The organism is Brevibacillus brevis (assembly GCF_900637055.1).
GTDB lineage: Bacteria > Bacillota > Bacilli > Brevibacillales > Brevibacillaceae > Brevibacillus > Brevibacillus brevis.
Genome location: NZ_LR134338.1, coordinates 297,953 through 319,355, shown reverse-complemented (window position 1 = coordinate 319,355; position 21,403 = coordinate 297,953). Strand labels below are relative to the sequence as shown.

Genomic DNA, 21,403 nt, shown 5'->3' with positions numbered 1-21,403 from the left:
TATTTATTCCGCTGCTGTAAACATGGGCATGCCTGGGGCAACAAAGATTGGTAAGCTCGGGGCATTGACAACGATTTCGGCTGGATAAAACGTATTGCACACGAAATAATCGATGTCAAAATTCTTGGCTGAAATTTCTACACAGATCGTGCTCGCAATAATTTTGAAAACAATATCATCCAGCCAAGAGCTTTTACGTTTTACTCCTTCCACCAGACGGCGGAACTTTGCCAGATCCCCCGGCTCAAAAATCAACTGTTCTGTCTCAATTCGAAAATGATGCGGTTCTCCTCCATATTCGAACCATTCACGGACCGATGAATTTTTGAACACAATAGATGCGACCTGCTCGATTGCCCAGGGCGTGCCCTTATATCGATGCGCTCCAATTGCTGTTTTGACGAGCTCTCTCCGACTTTCAAGGGATAACGTTGAATCATAGAAATCAACGTGCAATTGGTGGGCTAAAATGTCCACAACCTCTGAATCTAGTTCATCGATCCGAGCGAATATCAGGACCAGTTTCATATCAGAGGAAATGTCCTGCATTTCCTTTGTAATCGCTGCGGCCAATGCTCGAATCTGCTTGTCTTCTTTTATGGATGGTGGAAGGATGTCCGAGAGCTTTGCGTTGTAGATATCAACCACTTTCCAACCCTCCATACACCACATTGACCGTGTGTTCTTTGGCTACTTGCGATTCGGTTAGCGTGGTAAAAACTGGACTTGTCACAGATACCCGTTTAGCTCCCGCCTTTTTCATTTGAAAAACCAGCTCGGATGGATCAATGTCACGGCCAAGTTTAGCTCTTTGCCACAGTTGATAATCAGTGACAGCTTGATTCACTTTGGCTTGTATCGCTGTAACAGCACTTTCCTTGTCTGTATCAATCCAGTAAGTGGCCTCAATGTTGTATGTTTTTTGAGTCGGGGCCAAAACAAAAACTTGGTCGGTGAGTGGCCGAATTTTTCTATCATTGCAAACTGTAGCGACTTGATCGAGGATTGTCTGATCAGGTATCTCGCCTGTTTTGAGCAGAGGTCGAATTTCTACTACTCCAGCCCTTGGGCTTGATACATTCACGTCCCCGAGAAGGGTACTGGCGGACTTTGCCCAAAACTCGTAAGCTCCAGATGGTCCAGCTACGGAAAAACTCTCTGGTGCTTGCCGGATTCGTTCTGCATATGAATCGTCGTCCTCTTCATCTGCCCCGCCGCCCGATTCTGTGACATTGGAAACCGATTGGACAAATGGCAAAGGGTCAACCAATTGGGTCAGCTTCCCCACTGGATACCCATTGCCAATCACACCCACGGAAACACATTCCGCTTTGACCTCTACTTTCGTTTCCCCGCTTGAGACTGTGACGTCCACTGTTGTTGCAAAAAATACGTTGTCCCCTGCTGTGACCCGTGTCCCTTTTGGGATCGTCTGAGATACTGGTGTCGATAAGGTAAAACGAACCGTAGTCTTAGCCTTTGTAGCCCGTATTCTTACTACGTTAAGCAAGATACCAATTTGGTCCAGGTACTTACCTCTCGCATATTTAAGCAGGTTCTGTTTGGCAGAGTCATCGATAATGACTCTTTGCTGTATAAAAAAAGGCACGATGCTCTTGATAAAGAGTCGTACCGGATCGGCTGGTGCAAGTGGTTTTTTGTATTCTTGTTCATAGTTTGCGATCAGATCCACTTCGATCTGTTCGGGCGATTTATTGGCGAATGATACATCTGGTAAAAAATCAAACCTAGACACCTTTTATCGCCACCTTTACCACAGGTTTTAACATCCCGTTTTCATCACCTTTATACGTAACTTCCTGGACCTCTGCGCGGGGTTCATATTGTTGGATTTTTTCAATGAGTCGTGCCGAAGTGATTGCCATATAAGCATTCACAGGAGCATCAATGTTTGGGTCCCAACCAAATGATCGGTACATCGGAGATGTATGAATCATGCTCAGCATGATGGTCCTCACGTTTTGGATCACTTCTGTTTCTCCGGTCGCGCCGAAAATAATCTCTTTAAAATCACTGGTAATCGTTACGATTTGAGCCATTAGCTTCCCGCCTTTTTCGGATACTCCTTGAGACGCAGCTCAACATGAACAGATAGTAAACGACCACGACCGTCATAGTTTTTGTGTTGTTCGCTGACCGACTCGGTAATCCATTGGCTGATTGAAACAGGTTTGTTTCCGATGACCAATAAATCCCTTTGGCCCGTATCCCTTTTGATCCGCAATGTTTTCAGTTCCGCTTCTGGATCAACCCCGAGCGAGGCTTTCAACTGAATGGAAAGACTAATTTCTTCAAGCCCCGGACCAACGAATTCCGGAATCGGTTTGTCTCGATGGATGTCATGGGTTACCCACCGGCTCGAACCGTTTCTTGTCAGTTCATCAAAAGTACGAACACGCTGGGAAGATACTTCAAAAATCACTTCTCCAAGACTTCCGATGACCGCCATTCTGGTTCACCTCGCTGTGTCGTTTGGTTGTATGTGATAACGGCGTTATTGAAGACGATTTTCCCGGGATGTAAAAAATCGATGGTCAGCGTATGCGTTTCTCGATCATAGTCGATGAATGTCCCATCACCAAAACGGATGTGGCGTTTATTTTTGTTCTTGATTGGCACCGGGTCCTCTTGATTGTACGTCGATCCGAGGATAATCCCATCCGCATTCCCTGTCGGTAAAAATAGGCACCATACCTGTTCGTTCACATCCGGTAGCCAGTAATCTTTTAACAAAAAAGAACCTCGAGAAAGGATGTCCATGTTGTAGGACACCACATCCTCGCGATCCCCGAAGACGACCCTTGCTGTCGCATCCCTCTCGTCCACGCTCGATACAATGCCGACACGTAATATGTTTTTCATATCCATTACCACCCCAATACCTTTCTGCATGCAAGCGAAGTTTCGTAGCCATTCCCGCTATAAGCATGGACAGCTTGGGTAATGATGTATTTCCCGCTCACAGCCCCAAAATTGTTCAGCATAAACGTCATACCGGCTACCAGGTTTACGTCTCCCATCAAGGTAATGCTTGCCGTGTTCTGCTCCTTATTCGCTTGGCGCAGCGCACTTTTGGCTTTTCGTTCTGCCTGACGTCTATCCTTTACGCGCTCATTGATATACAGCGTACGACCCGTTTTGGGAGCGTTGGGGGGCATAAAGGTGTGGTGGATCTTCTTTTTCCCCTTTGGACTGTGATAGTTCACAACCGCGCGATTATAGAGTCCTGTCGTGGTCACATGTGCCGAAAAGCCTTTGATCTTGGACGTTGCGTAATTGAGCGAAAAAGCTGGAGGTTTCTCCTCGTATTTGGCTTCATCAAATAAACTGATCTGTTTGCCGGTCAGCTTAACAGCAATGCCAGCATCATCGCACAGGCGCATGAGGAAACCAAGATCGGTTTCCTCTGTTTGTTCAATCCGATCATAGTCCTCGTCTTCTGCATCAAAGAGAAGTTTGAGGCCATTCTTGCCTGCAATATCTTTTGCGATCACAGACAAACGCGTTTTCTCCCATGCACGGTATTTTCGTTGTGCCCGGATCGTTGATGCATCTGGCACAGACACGCCTTGGATACTGACCGCATTGGGTGGACTTGTTAGGCTGATCTCATTGATCTCGAAATACCCGCAATCTAAGGCATCCGTTTTCCCGTCATCGATCCAGTTTTCTCGGATGATTTTTGCCTTTAGGCTTGCATACAATTCTGGCATCCATGCTGCCCACCAAAGGCGTTCCCGATCCGCTAGGTTGATAGATAGGGTATCCGCCGTGCCAGAGAGATTGTCGGTGTACTCAAACGAGGTGAGGTACGGCTGGAGGTCATTCGAAATATTCTTGTTGTCATAGTGAAGTTCAAAATGGACTCGTCTTGGCTGTGCCACCTGTCATCAGTCCCTCTTCCAAGGAGGCAGATTTGATGTATCCTGCGTCGTGACATTGCCAATGTCGGGAACAACGAGGACGATTCCAGATGAAAAGATTACCGTCTCACGATGCTTTACATTGGCTTCCATTAACTGTGGCATGAAATACTCACTGCCCATTGTTTTAAATGCGATCCAGTCCCACATGTCGCCTGCATTCGTTGTATATGTTCCAGCCATCAGGAAAACTTCACCGCCCTCTCATTCCTCATGAACCGCTGCATATTCGCCTTGAATTCATGATAGGAGTCTCGGAGCATCGACTCGTTTTCCGCCCGGTTTCCGCCTGAAAGGTTTGGTGAGAACTGAAAAACAAGTGTTTGATTCCCGTTGCGTGACGACAACGCCTGATTCGCTCTCGACCATAGATTGGAGTCGAGATTACGATTCTGTTGGGCAGTCAATACACGTTCCCCTTTATGAAGCTCCGCTCTGTATCCATCGAACGGGACATAAGATAATCCGTTTGCATGGGAACCATTTACCCAATCCCACGCTTTTTCGTACCATGCAGGTTCCAGCCCTGCTGTCATGGTTGCGTTTGGCCCGCCATAAACAGGCGTAGTGGTCGGATCTTGACCAGCAGCCCTCATGCTCTCTATTCGGGCTTCCAGTTTGCTAAAGGGAGTCTCCAGCTTGTTTTCTCCCCACATTCCATCCCAAATGCCTTGAATGATCGATTTGCCGACATCATATCCTACGTCTTGGGCAATTGGAATGAGAGGTAAAGCTGCCGCTTTGATCAACTCACCGAGCTTCGATGCCATTTCATAAGTGACACGTTGCGTGGCTTCACTCCCGCCTGAGCTCCACCATTTGTTGAACGTCTCGTATGCATCCGCTACGATAAACTCGATTTTCCCCCAAACATCCAACTTCTTATATTCAGGATTATTGAAAATCGTCTGTAGCTTAGTAGATACAAACTGGACGGACTTCGTAACAGTTCGTCCCATTTCCGCAAAAGCATCTGACCCTAGCTTCGCCAAATCTTGAAACGCTTCTGTTTTGGTCAAGTTGTCGATTTCTTTTAGCGTTGGTTTCAAAGCGTCTAACGCTTCTACCCCCATTTTCGTCCATGTCAGTTGAAGCTTTTCCACGAGCTGTTCATACATAACAAGACCAGTTGTATCCACATCACTCAACAGCTTGGCATCGATGTTCTGTTTATCTAGCAGCTCATTCATGCCCTTGATAATGCCGTCAATTCCTGATTTGGCAAACTTCTTGATGTCTGACCTTGGCATGTTAAAACGCTCAACGATAGACTGAGTATCGCCAATCAATAACTCGTTGAGAGCGATAGCCGCCCCCTGCATCCCCTGTTGTTTATTGAGCGTCCCTAGCTTCTCGGATATATCTAGTAATGCTTGGACTTGCCGCAGGTCTTTCGTTTTAAACAAAAACGCCTGGCCAGATTCAAAGAAGTCCGTCATCCCGAAACGGGATTCAATGGCACGCTTCTCCATCCAGTTGAACAACTGATCAGCTTTCTTTTGGTCCCGGAGCAATGATTGAATGACTTCGATGTTGTATTCTCGATCAGCCGCTTTGCTCACGCTATCCATCATCAAGTCAAAAGCAGATTTCGCAGTCTTTGCTCCGACAGCAATCCCAGCCAGACCAACCCCAACCGTACCAAGATACCCACCAACAGGTATCAAAGCAGCCCCTGCCAACGCAATTTCCCCTATGGAGACTCCCGCAGCAAGTGCGTTTGCCTCCATGGTTTGAAGTTGGCGAGAATAAGCGTTCAGATTGTTTGATTCACTTCTCATTTCTCGATTGAGCTCTGATACACTCTTCTTAAACTTATCGACCTGTGCGGTCGCTCTTTTTTGGACGCTGGTAAAACGCTGGAGGTCGTTTTGCAGCTTCTGGCTTTCCCGTCTGTACACCTCTTCGCTGATCGCGCCACTTCGGTATTTCCGCTCCAAAGCCGCAAGACCGCTCTTGGTTTTCGCTATCGCGGCCGACATTTTCGAGTGCAAGGTGGTCATGGATTGCAGTTTGCCATTTGCCTTCTCAATAGATGCCTGATATTCGCTGATTTTTTTTCGCATATCCTGCATACGGCGGGAAGCGTTATCGAACGCGCTGGTGAACGATCTGTTCATTTTCCCAGACATCTTGATTGTGAATTCATACAGTTTCCTACCCATCCATTTCGCCTCCCTCCGTCATTTCCATGGCTGCTGATACCCATTCATTTAAATCGTTCAAAGTCATGCCAAGGAAAAACTCCATGGTGGTATGCGTGTTCCTCGCCATATTGAGTACGAGTTTCCGTAACTCTCTTATTCCTCCGTCTTCTCTATCTCCTCCATCTCCTTCAAATCCATACCGAGCAAAAAAGCATGTGCCGCTGTTACTGCTCGAAAAAAATCCCGTGCCCCCAATCTTAATAGATCATGGTAGAGGACTCCGCAAGCTTTTGCGGCAAGCACCGCCCGGAAAGTCGAAGATTGCATGTCATTCGGGGAAAATCCGCTAATCTGGCGGGCCTCATCGGTAGCATTAATAACATCCGCGCCTGTCAGTTTATCGAAATCGAACGTGAGGGAGGTTATCTCCTTATCGTCTACCCTCAATGGTTTTTCTAATGGCAGTGGCAATTTCATTTTTGCAAAACTCCCTTCTATAGTCCAAGCGCCCGACGCGTATCCGCTAACTGATCCTTGCCGTTCACTCGATAGATGTAATTTAATTTGTCGAGCTCCAAGATGTTTTTTCCGTCCAATTCTATTTTGATATACGTAATTTCCATTTCTGTACTGCTATCTGTTGTTGCGTTCTTTTCTAGCTTTCCTAGTTCTCCACTGGTGGTGTGCCCTTGAACGACGATCCGTAGGGCACGGGTAATCAGACGACCAGAGCTACGATCATGTTCTTGTAGAGCTCCACGGCAATCTAGCCGATGAGCACCCAGCTCCAGAAAGTCAAACATTCTATCTGTGATCGAATGCCAATTCAGGGTGATTTTTTGAGAGCCGAAGGACCCGACAGAAGATTCAAAGCTCCCAAATACCCCAGCTCCTTTGACTTCCTCTGTAGCAAAAGAAAAGGATGGCAATTGGATATCTGCCACCCCCACGAGGTCTGTTGTACCGTTTTTGTATATCATGTAATCCTTAAGGCGATCAGGAATTGATTTGTTTGCCATTGTTTATTCACCTGCCTTGTATGATTAGGCTGCAAAGAGATTTTGAAGATAGGCCACATCAAATTCAAGTTTGAACTCGATGTTTTCAGCCGGTACGGGAGCAGCAAGGAACAACCGATAAGAAACTTTTCCGTCCAGCAGCGATGTGACCGGATTATCCGCTGCTCTAAATTCTACACGCCCGCCGAGTATGGAACCTTGCGCTGTCAGTCCATTCAACCAGATGTTTGTTGAGTCCACAACCGTGTCAATCAGCCTTCTGTTTGTTGGATCGTCCACCACTTGCCAATGGGTCAAGATAAGCGTGTTTCCGATCCAGTTGAACATCTGACGGACGGGAATGAATCTGTCCTTCACATCTGTATGGGCTGGATAGACAGACGTGTTATTTCCCCACATCTTCCATCCACCGACGAAATTGATTGCCGTGACAATCCCCTCACCATTAAGATAGGCTGCTTGATCTACGCCGAGGTTGATTTCCGTATCAGCTTCATTTACGACAGCGTTCGCTTGAATGTTTTTGTTGGAAGGCGATACATAGGGAACGTTGCCGTTTTCAGCCATGACTTTGCTATTCAACGCTGCAAATTGCGTAGACAAATGATAAATCTCGTCGCCCAATTTCGCTTTCAAATAGCAGGCCACTAGGTGTGGGTCACTGAAATTGTTGTTGTTTTTCCATGCTGGTGCTTCTGTGTAAACGCCAGCTCCTGTTGAAGATGAATCGATATCGGCAATCGCCATTGCCTTGAACAAACTATTAATGCCTACTGATTTTGCTTTCATGACTGCCGCAACGGCTGGCTTTTTCGAGTGTTTCGGGACGACAATTTGCCCAGGTACAAGTCGATACAACGGAAAAATCTTGTTGATCAACTCTAGTCCTGTCACCTTGCCTGTTCCTGAATCGATTCCACCAATGATTTGTGCTTCTGTTACGGTGGAAGGCGTGAGTTTATCGTAGGATACAGTCAATGAGGTTTGGTTCGCCGGAATATCCCCACCATCCACGCGAGAAATTACAGGATGCCCTAATCCATTGAATACAACTGTATAGTCCTTATTTCGCACCAAAGCATTACCCGCACCAGTGAGTTTTACGATCAGGGTCGACAGTAGCACGCCGTCAACAGCAATTGTGTATTTACCTGATGAGAGAGTAATCGCGCTGTCCGCCACGTTCTCCTTGTGGATGGAAGGATCAAGCACGTTGACAAATACAGCAGGCGCAACGTTAAAAAGCTGAAATTGAGCTTTGATAGCCTCGCATAGTGTATAGTCGTTCCAGTCGGAATGGTATCCAAGGGCCTTTACCGCTTCCTCATAGCTGTAGGCCAGTACCGGCTTATTCACATATGCGGATGGATTGTCTGTCAAATGGATAGGAGCCGTACCGAAATAGACGGGCAATCCGGCTGCAGCTTCAACAGGCGAAAGGACACTCGTACCACTTTCTGAGATAGATACCTGGTGTTTATATGCCACTATTCTTCAACTCTCTTTCCTGCGGCGTAATCAGCGGTCTGCTGGAAAAAGACACTCTCCGGGGTTCCATGATCTCTGATCGCCGCTTCTGCTTGGGACAGCTTTTCTACAGGCACAAACATTTTCTTGATGACTGGACACGCTTCGATGTGCTTGCTTAGATGTTGTGGAATTCCGTCTGTAAATAGTGCGTATCGATGCAGAGTGCCGTCACGTAAACTACTCCCGCAGTAGATGACGTGCATTGGTTCTTTTGCAGTCACCTTTGATTCTGCTTTGCTCATTTATAAAATTCCTCCCAATCAAATTCGGACTGTACTTGTGGTACAAAGACATCGAACGTGATGTATGTCGCCCATTCTGGGAATGGTTGCTCGTCTGGTTGCTCCGTTTCGAAAGATTCGTCATCGATCTGAAAGCGATCGTCAATGATTGGATCTCTTTTTAACCCAATCTTTATCCGATTCGCTACATTCAGGCTATCAATCCAGCCGTTTTGTTCATCTTCGCTGTATGTGATGACGATTACTCGAATTTTAACGATGTTTGCCTGCCTCCCGTCGTTCTCTCTCCGAAAACGAACAACAACGGCGGGCAGCTCCGCTTTGATTTCTTGCGGATCAGCTACAGGTGATTGTTTGCTCTCACTCAGAAACCCGCTAACTACCTGTGGTGCTTTGTGATCGTGGCCATCTATGTTGGTGGGTAGCACAAAATCTTTCACAAGCGTTTCAATACGCTCTTTTAGCTTGTTAACTAGGACAACATTAACCATCTAGCACCCGTCCTATTTCATGCTCGAGACGCTTGTCCAATGTCTCCAGCATTTTATTCTGTATTGATTTTCGTACCTTCTCGTTGTCTAGCATTTGCGGTACAGCAGGCGCATAGAGTCCTTTGATTGGAAACCTCTTCGGTGTCGTTCGTCTGTATACGGAAGCCACATTTCTGACTTTCGCAACAAACGCGCCAGGAATCGGAGATTTCCCGCCAGCTCGTAATACTTGAGCCAAGATGGGTTTTTTCCTACCAGGTTGCGGTGATTTCGGCGTAACACGGAACCGAATCAGTGGCATCACATGACCCTTTGATTCCAGACTGCCATCCAGATCATTCGCGGAAGCTTTTTTGATCTCCATTGTCTCGCTGACGTCTTTTTTTCGGACAAGGTACGTATCCCTCACCCTGGCAGCCGCTTCCGTTTTCCCGCTGGACAGGGCACGGTTCATGGCCCGTGCCTGTACCTTTGGAATCTGTTTCGGAATATGGGCCAGAAGATTTGCTGCTTCATTCAGCCTCTGTTTAATGGAGTTGTCGAAATCAATCATGGGTTTGAATTCCCGCCAAGGCGGATTTCCAAAATACCCTCAAAATCAGCAGGTGGAGCTACGACCACATACGCTTTTTTATTGATTTTTAACGTGTGTCCAACTGCTGGAATGAATGTGAAATCGGCTCGGTTCACATAGAGCATTATTTCTTCCGTGTATTCACGGTCATGGGTCGGGTAGGAATACGATCGATTCCCCTCACCGATTGCGACAGGTTCAATCAATCCGGTAATCTTCTTCCCATCGATGTCGATTTGATCTGCAAATTCACCTGGATTGAGAAAGACAGCAGCATCCGCCTTTAGTTGATCCTTGAATGTGCTCATTTGTCTTTGCCTTTCCCACCTTTAGGCGCACCTACAATCAATTCGTTCGTATCAAGATTCAAATTAAGCTCTTGATTATCGTCAGAATGCTCGTCCTGTTCCATATCCTCGCTCGTTACTTCATCAGATCCTACATCACTATCAGTTTCTCTGTCAGGTTCAGTCTCTTCAAACAGCACTACCACCCCTTCACCGATCAGATGCGCTACATCCTTTTTGTGAGCATTAAAAATGGCGCCCTTCTCATGAAAGACACCATTATGCTTCACTGTTCCAATTTGCACTTGAAATCGCATGATAGTTTCCTCCTACGCGCGCGTTTTGATAACAGACCATGCAGATACGTCAAACGGCTTCGGCAATGGACGGCTCTTCACGATGAGAGATTTCACATCTGTATCACGGTTGACGGTTACCTTTGTCGCGCGTGTCGCTTCGACTGTTACGTAGTTGATGCTATCTTCTGGGATGAAAGTATTCGCACCGTACAACATTTCTCCAATGTTTCTTGGCGCGACAATAATCTTCTCAGGATCGATGTATGGTTTAAGCGTCTGTGTTGTCTCATCAAAATACCAAGCGTCGTATCGGTACAAATCAAGGCCAAGTTCAGTCAATCGACCAATGTACGTGTATCCATTGCCGCTCTCGATACTGAGCTGTGGATTGATTGTTCCAAATTGTGCGTATCGCAGATCCATGAACTTCGTCATAAAATTATCGTCTGCTCGAAGATTAGCCCACGCCTCATCACCAAGAAGCGCGATGGTTGGATTGTATCCAGCCTTACGAGATTTTCTGACCGCTTCCTCCAAGTCTTCGTACTTTTTGGAAGTCGTTTGGTTCCACTGACTACCGCCTGTCAGATTGATGGTGTTTTCAAAGCCATAGTCAATCGTATCTGTCCGCACGATGGTTGCGGCATCATCAATGTAACCGGCCACCGTTACCTTACCGGTTTGCAGCAACTCTGCATCCATCAGTTCTTCTCGACGTGTGATCATGTCGGACAGTTCCAAAAAGTCGCGGTTCATCTGCTGGACAGCACGATCATCCGGTGACATACCGCCGAAAACCGATTCACCAAGCATCCGATTTTGCAGCATACCGATATCAATTGGCGACGAAAGATTGATGTAAGGCGGTGTATAAATCTTCGTCTCAAATCCATCCCGTTTGATATTAATCGGCATGCTGCCTTCTGCAACCAGTGGAGCTACACGCTGGCGATTTTTGTAGAAATCCACTAGGACATGCTTTGTATCGAAAGTCGTCTCTCCAGGGAAGAACATGTCCCGAAGGAACGTTGTAACTGGCATTCTTCGTTGAAACGATGGAAGCATTGTTTGTGGTTCATAGATGCTGATGCTGCCACCTGTAACGGTCGCGGCATTTTGTGGACTCATAAAGCGTCCTGCAATGGCGGATTGTCTAATTTTCACGATTGTTTACCCCCGATCAGTTTTGTAATGAATATTGACAGTGCGAAGCTCATCTTTGTGGTTAGCCACTGAGTCGCCGGCAGCAACTTTCAGGGCATCATACCGGAAAACACCTGTTTTATACGCTACTGCGTTTACATCAGATCCGGTTGTATCCACGTCCTCAGATAAAACCAATGACGCGATCTGACTTCCGTCTGTTGCTGCTTTGTTTACCAACGCATATTTCCCGTTGGCTGTGATCTTGCCGAGTACCGATCCGCGTTTGAGCTTCCCTTGACCAGCAAGTAATGTCACTGCTGTGGTCATTGCGGACACTTCCGTTCCCGCGAAAAAGGACTGATTATCCACCGTGCCAAATGTAGTAGAAATGTTTGCCATGGTTATTCCTCCTTATCTTTGTAGGCGCTGCATTGAATGTGCATGTGCGAGTTGCTGGAAGACTGCATTCACGTCTTTCAAGTTGTTCAAGTCATACTCTTTTTCCGTGTTTTGTTGTTGTGGTTGAGCTGTCACATCAAGAGCTCCAGACGCTTGATTAGCTGCTACTGCCGCATTGAATAAGCCGTTATTAATCATCTTGCCTTCTTGCATAGCCTTAAGCGCCAGATCTGCTGCTGTCATTGGGTTTTCCCCATACTTAGCCTCGTTTACCAAAGCAGGATCAATATTTGCTGCAATAGCGTCAATGGCGCGAAGGCGCTCCCTCTCTTGTGCAGCTGCATCTTGAGTATTTTGTTCCTGATTCGGTGCAGGTGGTTGTGGTGCTGCATTTGATGCTGTCGGTGGTTGTGGATCGATTACTTGAGTTTGATTGGTTACTTGCATAATGCTCGCTCCTTCCGTTTGGAACTTCATAATTTCATTTCGGACACGATCTATCACCTGTTGGGGAATCATTTCGATGCCTGCATGTGCGACAGCACTGAGCTGATTCGAATCGTCGAACATGATTTCATCGATAAACCCTTTTGCCAATGCTTCTTGTGCCGTCATCCACGTTTCGCGGTTCATGAGGGTACTCAATTCCTTCTGAGACAACCCTGTTTTTAGCCGGTATGCATTCGCGATGGACTTATCGACCGCCTGTAGGAAATCCGCTGTGTGCCGATGCTCCCACTTATCTCCCTGAGTCCGAGTCTTTGCGTTGTGAATCATGAATTGTGCCGTTGGTGACATTCTGACCTTCTTTCCACCCATGGACGCGACAGAAGCAGCACTAGCTGCCACACCGACGATTTGGACGTCAACACCAGCTGGATGACTTTTCAGCATGGTATAGATTTCACTGCCCGAATAAACATCACCACCACCTGAGTTGATAATGACCTCAAGATCATCGCCGTTTGCTTCCGCGATCGCTTTCGATATTTTTCCAGGGCTTGTTGCATCCATTTCGAATAAGTCATAAATCCATTGATGGTCATTCGGTATGATTACGCCTCTAACTTCAATCCGTTTTGGCATTTTGTTTGTCACCTCCTTTCATGCCCGGAATATGTGCTTGTGGCAGATCCCGACGCGCTTCCCACTCGCGCGTCAGCACGTCAATATTGCTATCCCAATCCATCCCTGTGAGCTCCGCCGTTTCCCGTTCGTGCGTGCTAAATCCGTTGTTGATTCGTTTCACCGCAGCATCTACTTCTTTCTCAGGGTCGATTTGACCAGGACTTGGTCCAATCCAAATGGCTTGGCTCCAAAGCTTTCGCATGACTGGATCGTTAAAGAATCCAGGTGCCTTAATACGTCCGGTTGCCACGGCTTCAAACAACCATGTCTCGTAGACCGGCTGACAGAAATCATGCGAGAACCAATCACGACGGTCCCGGAAGGATCTCCACGCTTGCAAGAGTGCAGCTCGACTCGCTGAATAGCTACTGTTGAATACAGAAAGCAGCACTTCATATGGCATGTCCAGCGCTGCGCCTGCTAACTGTGCCATGACCTTTGTAAACGAATCAAAGCCAGCATTCGGATGCGTAGGATCGCCAAAGGTCACTTCCTCGCCTTCTGCCAACATGTTGATGGTTCCCGGCCCCAACTCGTAACTAGAGAGCCGTTCCTCTGGCGACAGTTTCAATTGCTCACTTTCAGGAATGGGATTGGTAAATGGTATTTCGTTTTTTGCTCCTTCTTTTCGTGTAATAAAGGCAGCGAAAAAACTATTGATGATCGCCGCTGCAATCTCTGCCTCGGCATAACGGTCCATTTGTTTGACTTGCTCGATGACAGGTGCAAGATACGGTACACCGCGATATTGCTCTGCCCTCTCTGCATCCATTACAAAAAGCACGTTAGGTAATCCGGAAACCGGATTCTGTGCCTCAACGCGCGCCCATTGTGTCATATGCCCTTGTGGAATCGTACTGTTCGGGTGTTTATTGCTTATCCAGTAAGCGATCACCTTACCATTCAGGTCTGTCTCGACTCCATTTCGGATAGCACGGCCATCTGATAGCTCCACATATTCGGAAATCGAGAAGCCCTCAGTAGTAAGGGTTGGGGAATATCCTTGCGTGTGATTCGGATTGTTGAGCCTGTCGCCCTCAATGAGATGAAGCCGCATACGATATGGATTTAGCCGCTCTGCGGCATCTGCATATTTCATAACAGCAAGGGAATCACCGTTCAGCAGCCATCCGGTCAACATGATCCGTTGTGCATCGTAGAAGTCATTCAGCCCGGTGTTATCGATCTTGGATGATGCCCAAAGATTAAATTCAAACTCTGTACGATCTTCCCACTCCTTTGCCTGCTCCGCCGTAATACCAAGTAAACGGTAATTGAGTTGGCATTTGAGTGTGAGTCCTGAGCCCACAACGTTCGACTGATTCTTCTTAATTGCCCCTGTAGCAAGTCCGCCACCCATGTAAAGGTCACGGCTACGTTCCCGAAGCACAGCAAGGTTTTGCCCGATGTCCTCTTGCGGACTTTTACTATCGCTGTTCCAGCCTTTCATTGAGTTTTTTCTCCGACTTGCCCCGCTATTCGAATAACCGCTATTCGTAACCTTCCGAAATGCCGATAGCTTTGTGCGATTCACTTCTCGCTTTAACGCCATAGTTGGTGATATCCATTCAATTGTTTTCTCTATGAACTTCACAAATTACTCACCCCCCTTACAAGTCTCGATAGATGACTCGAAATGCCTTACGCTTTGATGGACTCTCACCTGTTGCAAGTGAGTTTTCCAGTTCGTTTTTCCGGTCTTGCAGTTTCTCAATCTCTTCTTTGATGAGTTTTAAGTCGCCACGCCGCAAATTCCTGGACCCGATACGGTATTCCTGTGCCCCTTTCAAAATGGCTGTTTCAGCCTCGTAGTATTTATTCAGGCGGTCTTTAACAATTTCCAGCTCATCTTGTAGCCTGTTCTGTTGTCTTGGATCATAAGCCATATCCTACACCCCCTCACCAAAGTTTTGAGCGCTTGACTAGCTGCTTTGCTTGCTGGCCTGATATTTGTTTTGCTGCAGCTGTATGTTTTACGGGAGGATCAACTTCTCGCAAGCGCTTTTCGAGTGCTTCAAAGTCTGGTTTCAGCAAACGCAACGCTGCAAGACCATAGACCCGTAAATCCAGCGGCTCATTCCTCTTGTCTTTGGCGACATTTTCCCAAGCCATGACCGTTTGGCCATTCTTTTTTCGAAACACTTGCCGCTCAGAAACAAGACCTTTGAAATAAATCTGATCATATCCACGCTCTTCCTCAATCGGGAAATGAAAATAGTGTGGACCAGGTTCCGCGATATGCAAACGCTGCATGATCGTCGTTTTTCCTGAATCCACACCAAGGAGGATAAGGGGAATCTTGTATTTGTTGTTTTTGGAGACCTTACGGATTAACTCAAGGCCTGATCCACCTTCACCTTTGATGGGGAAGACACGGCTTTGGAGTCTCTGCCCACAGTATTTATAAACTTCATCGGTGTAATGACCGCCTGAGTCAACAAAAGTACACGCTACAATCAGTCCTGCACCATTGGCGAATTTCCAGACTCGTTCCCGCTTATCATCGAGCTCTCTCCATGTTTGCGGATTGTCTGGCTTTCCCCAGATAACTCCTTTTTCGATTCCCCAAGACTCTTCTTCTTTGCCCCAGCCGACAACTTCGTACTCTAATCGGTCATTTTGGGTGTCGACTGCCATTGTAAGGATGAGAACGCCGTTCGGTAGTTCAGCATCGTAGCTTTCTCGACGTTCCAGAAGAATGTTTTCGTCCTGAATATCACCGCGATCCTCCCAAGTCTCGCTCAAAAGCGTATTGACGAAAACCTGCATCTGCTCGGGATTTCCTTTTTTTAACTCGTCCTGTGCGACCAAAAAGGCTTCGATCATTTCTTGCCAACGAGTCCATGGAGACGCTAACGCGTTCATGTGGAATCCCTTTACTTTTCGTTCCGGGAATTCATGTATCCATTCTCCTTTTCCGGCAATCTGCTGTTTCTTCCAGTCGATTTCAGGAGAATCAAAGCCACAATGCAAGCAGCGCATCGATACGGTATCGAATATGATCCGATTCCACTCCAAGGGTTGGAGTGCCTCACACTTCGGACATGGAAGATGCCATTCACCTCTCGAAGAGTTATTGTATAGCTGCTCGATCCGCGAATGGCCCTTAATTGTCGGCGTAGAAGCAACAACAATTTTTCTATTGTGGAAAGTGGCTGTCCGTCTTCTTGCCAAATCCAACGCGTCCCCCTCAGAAGTTGCCTCGAATCGGTCCAACTCATCGACCAGCAATATCCTGATCGGGCGGCTCGCCAGGGAGGCCGGGGAATTACTACCCACAATGGTGATATGACCGCCCGGAAATGATTTGTGCAAGATGGTATTTCCTGAATCTTTGGCTTTCGAATCAGCTACCTTTTTAGTCAAAACTGGCGTATCGCGTATCATTGTGCTAAGTCGATCTTTTGAAAAGCTTTTTCCCATATCTAGTGTGGGGACAACCAACATCATTGGGGACGGGTCTTGATCAATGTAATAACCGATGATGTTTTCTTGGGATAGCGTTTTACCAACCTGTGATCCCATCATAAATACTACTTCTTCTACTTCTGGATCACTAACTGCATCCATCATGCCCTTTTGATATGGCGCCCGATCGCTTCTGTACTTCCCTGCCTCAGCTGCCGATTCAGGAGACAGATATCGGTAGGCATCTGCCCACTGAGTAATTGTCAAATCGGTTGGAGGAGAAACGATTTGGGCGATAGCCTGGTAAAGCTTACGATGTTTCTGGTTCATGCTCTTCACCAGTTGGCTCGACCGTGCCCTTTTCAGCAAAGTTGGTGTAGTGATCTGCCAGTTCTTGCAATGCTTCTTTAATCTCTTTTTGCAATATCCCCACGATTACCGGCATTTCTGTTTCAAATTGGAGCAAAGGAGATACTTTCGATGGAATCGTGAGGCAACGCGCTTTGAATAGACCGACCATCCGCTCCATAATCTTAACTACTTCATCCACCTGAATGAGCGACAATTCTTTTTCTGCCAGATCAAGCTCAGCAATTTTCCGCTTGGCTCTTTCGTGCAGCGCTTTTTCTTCGTTGTAATCGATGTCTGTATTATCACTAAGATGCTGCACGTATTTGATGTACCGCTGAACGTTGTCGGCTAGATCGTATTTTCCTCTGCTAATCTGTTGGAGGACACCATCTCGTGTGAGTGTATTTACCCATTTAGGGGTTTTTCCGATCACATCAGCGAACTGCTGTGTGCCCACAATCATATCCATGAGTTCTCTCCTTTCTTCCGGAAGTAAAAAACAAATCGCTTCCTCTTCTTGTCCCAATGTTGTTCGGGACAGTAGATGAAGCGATTTTTTCAGTAGTAGCAACGATCACTGAATAGGAAGTGACTTTAAAATTTTGAGTCTAGCTGGATTTCGGGGCTCGATCGACCCGCATGGTATCAGGCTGTCTGGAAGGACCCAAGCTATCTGAATTGCGTATGGTTTTAACACAATTCAAATCAACCATTAGTGTCATACATAGTCATTTGGTGCTCCCCACCTGGGCTACGGCCTTGCTTGTCCTTTATTTGCTTGGTATCCGTCGCTATAGTTTTTTGCAACTCTTGTTCCATCTTCATGAGCGAATGCAGATCGCACACAGAGTTTACAATGATCTTGCCGCTCTGAAAATCCTTCACCCATTGGGCAATGATCGCATGAATCACCTTTCTATATTTCTGGTTCGTATCAACAAAGTCGGTCAGCAGTTCTTCTGTTTGCTTTTTCATTGATGCCACCACAGCTTTCCTTTAATATGGAAAATGAGATAGTGGCTTGAAGAATCCGTGGCCACGGTGTTCCACTATCTCTGCTGGGGTGACCCGGCTTGAGTGGGAGAGTGTTTCTGCACTCTCCTTTTCTTATGCCTTCACTGCTATTTCACCAGTGAGTTGTTCCCATCGTTTTACGATCACATCACAATATTTGGGGTCAATCTCCATGAGGTAGGCAACCCTCTCGGTTTGCTCAGCCGCAACAAGTGTGGATCCAGAACCGCCAAAGAAGTCTACCGCGATGTCCCCACGCTTACTGCTGTTCTGTAAAGCTCGAGCAACTAGAGCAATTGGCTTCATCGTGGGATGCTCGCCATTGCGCGTTGGCTTATCAATTTCCCAGACCGTGTCCTGCTTGCGGTCGCCGTACCATCGATGTGCAGCCCCCGGCTTCCATCCGTAGAGAATTGGCTCGTGTCGCCAATGGTAATCCTGTCGGCCAATAGAGAAACTATTTTTTACCCAAACGAGACACTGTTTCAAAAGCCATCCTGATTCTTTCATAGCTGATTTAAAATTTGCGCCCTCCGTAGCCGCATAACATACATAGATAGGGGCTCCCTCTTCGGATACGAGAAAGAGGTTTTGATAGACGGTCACCAGGAATTCCTTGAACTGGCCGTCTGCCATTTTGTCGTTTTCAATCTTAAGAGCATCCTTCGTTTTACCGGTGTAATCCACGTTGTACGGCGGATCGGTGAAAGCCATTGCAGCAAGCTTGCCATCCATAAGCCGTTCGACGTCCGATTGATTGGTTGAATCTCCGCACAAAAGTCGATGTCGCCCGAGAATCCAAAGGTCGCCTGGTCGTGTGACTGGCTCTTCGATTTTAGAGAGCTCGTCTTCAATATCGAAATCATCTTCTTTAACTGGTTCATCTATTTCAATGTTGACGTAATCGTTGATCAAATCTACAACTTCATCCAGATCAAAACCTGTGAGCTCTACGTCCAAATCGCACTCCTGTAGCTCCGTCAACACCTGGGCGAGCATTTCCTCATCCCAATCCCCGCTGATTTTGTTCAGAGCGATGTTGAGTGCCTTCTCCTTAATGTCATCCAAGTCAACGACTGATACGTCTACCTCAGTCCGTCCTAACTCGTTGACGAGTATTTTGAATCGCTGATGCCCTCCGACAAGGTTTCCACTTCGCTCATTCCAAACCAGCGGCTCGACGTAGCCAAACTCTTGAATGGATCGTTTCAATTTCTCGTATTCAGGGTCGCCCGGCTGCAAATCTATTCGCGGGTTATATTCAGCAGCCTTAATCATAAAGACTGGTATTTTCCGTATGTCCATGCTGTTCAGCTCCTTCGTGGCGATAAAGTAAGAATAAAGAATATTACCAACCCTTGAATTGCTCTATGCCTTTACTGTTGGGCTGGTGCCGTGTTTTGTAGGTGTAATCAAACGACTATTATTCCAGCAGAAAAGTATATGTTTTGTTTCACCGCAAAAAATGAGATTGAAGCTTAGAGCCTTATACTTTGGCTGCCTGTTGGCTTCTGGCGACCCCTAGTCCAAATTTGGGTCTTCTCCTGCCTCTGTGATCTCCTGGCTGAATAGGTGCAGGAGCCACGCTTCTGCTGTCTTCCCATTGAGAGAATACAGGGGATTGATGGTTAGTGCTGACCGTCCATCTAAGTCAGTTCGGCGCATTATGTGCAGCTCAATGAATGTCTTCACAATCTTGCGTGCTGTTGGATAGGAACAGTCTGCAATGCGGGCAAGGTCTTTGACGGTAAGTGGTGTCCCCTTTTGCCCGCGCTCATTGTCGCCTTGCAGGAGGTTGGTTCCCTCGCTGGCATAAGGAGCGATCTTCAACAAAAAGCCAGCCTCAGCGAGTGACAGCTTTCTGAGCCGTCGCTTTGCCTTTTGGCTGGCTTTGATCTTCACGAATTTTGAGCTGCGGCCTACTGGACGAAACACTTTTACAATCTCGTCCGACCGGCGCAGCACTTCCTCCGTGTAGTATATTTCTCCTGTCATTGAGTCGACATACCGCACTACATTTCATCCACCTCCACTTATAAAGGGAGAAAGTGCTCCAATTTATTATTTTCGTAAGTATAGTCCATGAGTTGAACAAATTAATTGCACCAATTCTTTTTTTGATTGATCTCCTAAATAAAGCTCGAAAATAAGCCCATTAGAACGTACAATCAATTTGATTTCAGGAAAAATAAAGCATGTATGAATTTTTTCTCTTAAACTTAACCTAGTCAAAAGTTCCATCTTTCTATTCGAGTCAATTTCGAACATTGGTTTTTTTGACGCATTTTCATAAGTTTCGAGCAGGCTATTATGATCATCCACAATGTCTTTTAATCTGTCAATGTCTCGGTCTGATAGATTAGAAGTTGCAATAGCTGAACTAAGAGTCCATAACTGCTGAATAGTTTTAATAAAACGTTGTTCTTCCTGCAAATAGTAGCTATATTTGCTCATTTCTTCTTTGCAATCATCATAAAATATCTCTAATTCATCGCTTAAAGGATATCGCAAAGGCACTGGAAAGCGATCGATAAGAAACCTGTTATCTGAAAGTTCGCTTTCAAAGTCAATGGAAAGTAAATCTTCCTGAAAAGGTTTCAATAACTCATTAATACTATGTACATTTTCCCAAAGTCTCTCTTCAATAATTGTTCTAATTTCCACACTAACACTCCCTCTTTCAATTCTATAGTTTAGTATACCGCATTAAGTAAATTAGGAAAAACGTGCAAAGCCGTGCTCATGCTGTAATTAAACCCTCAATCTAATTTTTTGAAACTCAACAGCAAAATTTCTTGTCCTGGTCCACTTTATCAGGATTGAAAGTATATTCCTTATAACGACGTGAAAAGTCCCCTTATTCAAAAGGGGACTTTTCTACAATCTGCATAATCGGTGTTTTATTGTTTATTTTCCTAATACTACACCATCTTTATCTAAGGAAGCCTTTCTATCGCCGCTCTTCTTTAATTTCCATGCTTTCTTTTCGCCGTTCCATCCAAGATGCCCTGCAGTATCTTTTTCCACAGTCCATTTTCCATTTTTGAATTCGCCAGAAGACTTGGTAAGAGGGGTATTTCCATGTTTATCTTTGAATGAACCGAGATCTACCGTTATATCATCATCCATAATATCATTTGGTAAAGAGTCAGCTACATCTTCGGCAGCCTTCTTTAGTTCCATAAAAAGAATTAGGCTTAAAGCTGAAGCTTTTTGAGCTGGCACAGCATACCCAATCACAAACGTGAGGGCAAATGTTGCAATAAGAAGTTTCATAAAATATTTCTTCATTACTAACAACTCCTATATTTCATTATTTTTACCAAAAATATATTACCTTATTATACCAACGATTGTAAATACACTAAATAAAGTTCATTTATTTTATAAATTCCAATAAATTTCTTTTAGTATTGCACCAGGT

Annotated in this window: 28 protein-coding genes; all 28 read right to left on the bottom strand. The window is 46.1% G+C overall.

Features of this window, described 5'->3' with window-relative positions:
• Positions 1 to 3 precede the first annotated feature (3 nt).
• The 28 genes from EL268_RS01905 to EL268_RS01770 all read right to left on the bottom strand — a co-directional run bounded on the left by EL268_RS01905 (position 4) and on the right by EL268_RS01770 (position 21,270).
• The gene (locus EL268_RS01905) at positions 4 to 648 is read right to left on the bottom strand and encodes a phage tail protein I (protein WP_164724419.1); all 645 of its coding nucleotides are present in this window, start codon (positions 646 to 648) and stop codon (positions 4 to 6) included.
• Positions 641 to 1,756, bottom strand: a complete 1,116-nt coding sequence (locus tag EL268_RS01900) for a baseplate assembly protein (RefSeq protein ID WP_106656050.1) — start codon at positions 1,754 to 1,756, stop codon at positions 641 to 643. The genes EL268_RS01905 and EL268_RS01900 overlap by 8 nt, the downstream gene beginning before the upstream one ends.
• Complete coding sequence (locus tag EL268_RS01895; protein ID WP_106656051.1) at positions 1,749 to 2,060, bottom strand: hypothetical protein; 312 nt, start codon at positions 2,058 to 2,060, stop codon at positions 1,749 to 1,751. The genes EL268_RS01900 and EL268_RS01895 overlap by 8 nt, the downstream gene beginning before the upstream one ends.
• Positions 2,060 to 2,470, bottom strand: coding sequence for a phage tail protein (locus EL268_RS01890; RefSeq protein WP_106656052.1), 411 nt, complete (start codon positions 2,468 to 2,470; stop codon positions 2,060 to 2,062). The genes EL268_RS01895 and EL268_RS01890 overlap by 1 nt, the downstream gene beginning before the upstream one ends.
• Positions 2,440 to 2,883, bottom strand: coding sequence for a phage baseplate assembly protein V (locus EL268_RS01885; RefSeq protein ID WP_197724038.1), 444 nt, complete (start codon positions 2,881 to 2,883; stop codon positions 2,440 to 2,442). The genes EL268_RS01890 and EL268_RS01885 overlap by 31 nt, the downstream gene beginning before the upstream one ends.
• 5 nt (positions 2,884 to 2,888) lie before the next feature.
• On the bottom strand, positions 2,889 to 3,905 hold the full coding sequence (locus EL268_RS01880; protein WP_106657451.1) for a phage late control D family protein: 1,017 nt from the start codon (positions 3,903 to 3,905) through the stop codon (positions 2,889 to 2,891).
• A gap of 6 nt (positions 3,906 to 3,911) precedes the next feature.
• Positions 3,912 to 4,127 carry a tail protein X gene (locus EL268_RS01875; protein ID WP_106657452.1) on the bottom strand — a complete coding sequence of 72 codons (216 nt, stop codon included), beginning with the start codon at positions 4,125 to 4,127 and terminating at the stop codon, positions 3,912 to 3,914.
• A complete protein-coding gene (locus EL268_RS01870) occupies positions 4,127 to 6,109 on the bottom strand; it encodes a hypothetical protein (RefSeq protein WP_106657453.1) in 1,983 nt (660 codons plus the stop codon). Before EL268_RS01870 ends, EL268_RS01875 begins: the two co-directional genes overlap by 1 nt.
• A gap of 135 nt (positions 6,110 to 6,244) precedes the next feature.
• Positions 6,245 to 6,568 carry a phage tail assembly protein gene (locus EL268_RS01865; RefSeq protein WP_106657454.1) on the bottom strand — a complete coding sequence of 108 codons (324 nt, stop codon included), beginning with the start codon at positions 6,566 to 6,568 and terminating at the stop codon, positions 6,245 to 6,247.
• Positions 6,569 to 6,585: 17 nt separating this feature from the next.
• Positions 6,586 to 7,110, bottom strand: coding sequence for a phage major tail tube protein (locus EL268_RS01860; protein ID WP_115984591.1), 525 nt, complete (start codon positions 7,108 to 7,110; stop codon positions 6,586 to 6,588).
• 24 nt (positions 7,111 to 7,134) lie between these two features.
• Positions 7,135 to 8,598 (bottom strand): phage tail sheath family protein, encoded by a 1,464-nt coding sequence (locus EL268_RS01855; protein ID WP_106657747.1) that lies wholly within the window; start codon positions 8,596 to 8,598, stop codon positions 7,135 to 7,137.
• Positions 8,598 to 8,882 (bottom strand): hypothetical protein, encoded by a 285-nt coding sequence (locus EL268_RS01850; protein ID WP_106657778.1) that lies wholly within the window; start codon positions 8,880 to 8,882, stop codon positions 8,598 to 8,600. Before EL268_RS01850 ends, EL268_RS01855 begins: the two co-directional genes overlap by 1 nt.
• Positions 8,879 to 9,373, bottom strand: a complete 495-nt coding sequence (locus tag EL268_RS01845; protein ID WP_106657777.1) for a hypothetical protein — start codon at positions 9,371 to 9,373, stop codon at positions 8,879 to 8,881. Before EL268_RS01845 ends, EL268_RS01850 begins: the two co-directional genes overlap by 4 nt.
• Complete coding sequence (locus tag EL268_RS01840) at positions 9,366 to 9,926, bottom strand: phage tail protein (RefSeq protein ID WP_106657776.1); 561 nt, start codon at positions 9,924 to 9,926, stop codon at positions 9,366 to 9,368. Before EL268_RS01840 ends, EL268_RS01845 begins: the two co-directional genes overlap by 8 nt.
• Positions 9,923 to 10,255 carry a sugar transporter gene (locus EL268_RS01835; protein WP_106657775.1) on the bottom strand — a complete coding sequence of 111 codons (333 nt, stop codon included), beginning with the start codon at positions 10,253 to 10,255 and terminating at the stop codon, positions 9,923 to 9,925. Before EL268_RS01835 ends, EL268_RS01840 begins: the two co-directional genes overlap by 4 nt.
• Positions 10,252 to 10,551 (bottom strand): hypothetical protein, encoded by a 300-nt coding sequence (locus EL268_RS01830; protein ID WP_115984571.1) that lies wholly within the window; start codon positions 10,549 to 10,551, stop codon positions 10,252 to 10,254. Before EL268_RS01830 ends, EL268_RS01835 begins: the two co-directional genes overlap by 4 nt.
• Before the next feature lie 12 nt (positions 10,552 to 10,563).
• Positions 10,564 to 11,697 carry a major capsid protein gene (locus EL268_RS01825; RefSeq protein ID WP_106657762.1) on the bottom strand — a complete coding sequence of 378 codons (1,134 nt, stop codon included), beginning with the start codon at positions 11,695 to 11,697 and terminating at the stop codon, positions 10,564 to 10,566.
• Positions 11,698 to 11,703: 6 nt separating this feature from the next.
• Positions 11,704 to 12,078, bottom strand: coding sequence for a head decoration protein (locus EL268_RS01820; protein ID WP_106657761.1), 375 nt, complete (start codon positions 12,076 to 12,078; stop codon positions 11,704 to 11,706).
• A gap of 12 nt (positions 12,079 to 12,090) precedes the next feature.
• A complete protein-coding gene (locus EL268_RS01815; protein WP_126435335.1) occupies positions 12,091 to 13,164 on the bottom strand; it encodes a head maturation protease, ClpP-related in 1,074 nt (357 codons plus the stop codon).
• A complete protein-coding gene (locus EL268_RS01810; protein WP_106656602.1) occupies positions 13,148 to 14,800 on the bottom strand; it encodes a phage portal protein in 1,653 nt (550 codons plus the stop codon). Before EL268_RS01810 ends, EL268_RS01815 begins: the two co-directional genes overlap by 17 nt.
• A 16-nt stretch (positions 14,801 to 14,816) precedes the next feature.
• Positions 14,817 to 15,092: a DUF6148 family protein gene (locus EL268_RS01805; RefSeq protein ID WP_106656603.1), complete on the bottom strand. Its 276-nt coding sequence runs from the start codon at positions 15,090 to 15,092 to the stop codon at positions 14,817 to 14,819.
• A gap of 13 nt (positions 15,093 to 15,105) precedes the next feature.
• Positions 15,106 to 16,944, bottom strand: a complete 1,839-nt coding sequence (locus EL268_RS01800) for a phage terminase large subunit family protein (protein ID WP_106656604.1) — start codon at positions 16,942 to 16,944, stop codon at positions 15,106 to 15,108.
• The gene (locus EL268_RS01795; RefSeq protein ID WP_106656605.1) at positions 16,925 to 17,434 is read right to left on the bottom strand and encodes a hypothetical protein; all 510 of its coding nucleotides are present in this window, start codon (positions 17,432 to 17,434) and stop codon (positions 16,925 to 16,927) included. Before EL268_RS01795 ends, EL268_RS01800 begins: the two co-directional genes overlap by 20 nt.
• Positions 17,435 to 17,670: 236 nt before the next feature.
• Positions 17,671 to 17,940 (bottom strand): hypothetical protein, encoded by a 270-nt coding sequence (locus EL268_RS01790; protein WP_106656606.1) that lies wholly within the window; start codon positions 17,938 to 17,940, stop codon positions 17,671 to 17,673.
• A 132-nt stretch (positions 17,941 to 18,072) separates the two neighbouring features.
• Positions 18,073 to 19,284: a site-specific DNA-methyltransferase gene (locus EL268_RS01785; protein WP_106656607.1), complete on the bottom strand. Its 1,212-nt coding sequence runs from the start codon at positions 19,282 to 19,284 to the stop codon at positions 18,073 to 18,075.
• A 216-nt stretch (positions 19,285 to 19,500) separates the two neighbouring features.
• Positions 19,501 to 19,992 carry a hypothetical protein gene (locus tag EL268_RS01780; protein ID WP_232030215.1) on the bottom strand — a complete coding sequence of 164 codons (492 nt, stop codon included), beginning with the start codon at positions 19,990 to 19,992 and terminating at the stop codon, positions 19,501 to 19,503.
• Between the two features lie 48 nt (positions 19,993 to 20,040).
• Positions 20,041 to 20,643 (bottom strand): hypothetical protein, encoded by a 603-nt coding sequence (locus tag EL268_RS01775; RefSeq protein ID WP_106656609.1) that lies wholly within the window; start codon positions 20,641 to 20,643, stop codon positions 20,041 to 20,043.
• A gap of 243 nt (positions 20,644 to 20,886) precedes the next feature.
• Complete coding sequence (locus EL268_RS01770; RefSeq protein ID WP_106656610.1) at positions 20,887 to 21,270, bottom strand: hypothetical protein; 384 nt, start codon at positions 21,268 to 21,270, stop codon at positions 20,887 to 20,889.
• Positions 21,271 to 21,403 lie beyond the last annotated feature (133 nt).

Coding starts and splice junctions, on each gene's coding strand:
- EL268_RS01815 (WP_126435335.1), bottom strand. CDS start 13,164: ATGCCAAAACGGATTGAAGTTAGAGGCGTAATCATACCGAATGACCAT.
- EL268_RS01790 (WP_106656606.1), bottom strand. CDS start 17,940: ATGAAAAAGCAAACAGAAGAACTGCTGACCGACTTTGTTGATACGAAC.
- EL268_RS01805 (WP_106656603.1), bottom strand. CDS start 15,092: ATGGCTTATGATCCAAGACAACAGAACAGGCTACAAGATGAGCTGGAA.
- EL268_RS01870 (WP_106657453.1), bottom strand. CDS start 6,109: ATGGGTAGGAAACTGTATGAATTCACAATCAAGATGTCTGGGAAAATG.
- EL268_RS01820 (WP_106657761.1), bottom strand. CDS start 12,078: ATGGCAAACATTTCTACTACATTTGGCACGGTGGATAATCAGTCCTTT.
- EL268_RS01835 (WP_106657775.1), bottom strand. CDS start 10,255: ATGAGCACATTCAAGGATCAACTAAAGGCGGATGCTGCTGTCTTTCTC.
- EL268_RS01770 (WP_106656610.1), bottom strand. CDS start 21,270: ATGAAGAAATATTTTATGAAACTTCTTATTGCAACATTTGCCCTCACG.
- EL268_RS01830 (WP_115984571.1), bottom strand. CDS start 10,551: ATGCGATTTCAAGTGCAAATTGGAACAGTGAAGCATAATGGTGTCTTT.
- EL268_RS01865 (WP_106657454.1), bottom strand. CDS start 6,568: ATGAAATTGCCACTGCCATTAGAAAAACCATTGAGGGTAGACGATAAG.
- EL268_RS01875 (WP_106657452.1), bottom strand. CDS start 4,127: ATGGCTGGAACATATACAACGAATGCAGGCGACATGTGGGACTGGATC.
- EL268_RS01840 (WP_106657776.1), bottom strand. CDS start 9,926: ATGATTGATTTCGACAACTCCATTAAACAGAGGCTGAATGAAGCAGCA.
- EL268_RS01885 (WP_197724038.1), bottom strand. CDS start 2,883: ATGAAAAACATATTACGTGTCGGCATTGTATCGAGCGTGGACGAGAGG.
- EL268_RS01890 (WP_106656052.1), bottom strand. CDS start 2,470: ATGGCGGTCATCGGAAGTCTTGGAGAAGTGATTTTTGAAGTATCTTCC.
- EL268_RS01845 (WP_106657777.1), bottom strand. CDS start 9,373: ATGGTTAATGTTGTCCTAGTTAACAAGCTAAAAGAGCGTATTGAAACG.
- EL268_RS01800 (WP_106656604.1), bottom strand. CDS start 16,944: ATGAACCAGAAACATCGTAAGCTTTACCAGGCTATCGCCCAAATCGTT.
- EL268_RS01850 (WP_106657778.1), bottom strand. CDS start 8,882: ATGAGCAAAGCAGAATCAAAGGTGACTGCAAAAGAACCAATGCACGTC.
- EL268_RS01795 (WP_106656605.1), bottom strand. CDS start 17,434: ATGGATATGATTGTGGGCACACAGCAGTTCGCTGATGTGATCGGAAAA.
- EL268_RS01785 (WP_106656607.1), bottom strand. CDS start 19,284: ATGGACATACGGAAAATACCAGTCTTTATGATTAAGGCTGCTGAATAT.
- EL268_RS01860 (WP_115984591.1), bottom strand. CDS start 7,110: ATGGCAAACAAATCAATTCCTGATCGCCTTAAGGATTACATGATATAC.
- EL268_RS01895 (WP_106656051.1), bottom strand. CDS start 2,060: ATGGCTCAAATCGTAACGATTACCAGTGATTTTAAAGAGATTATTTTC.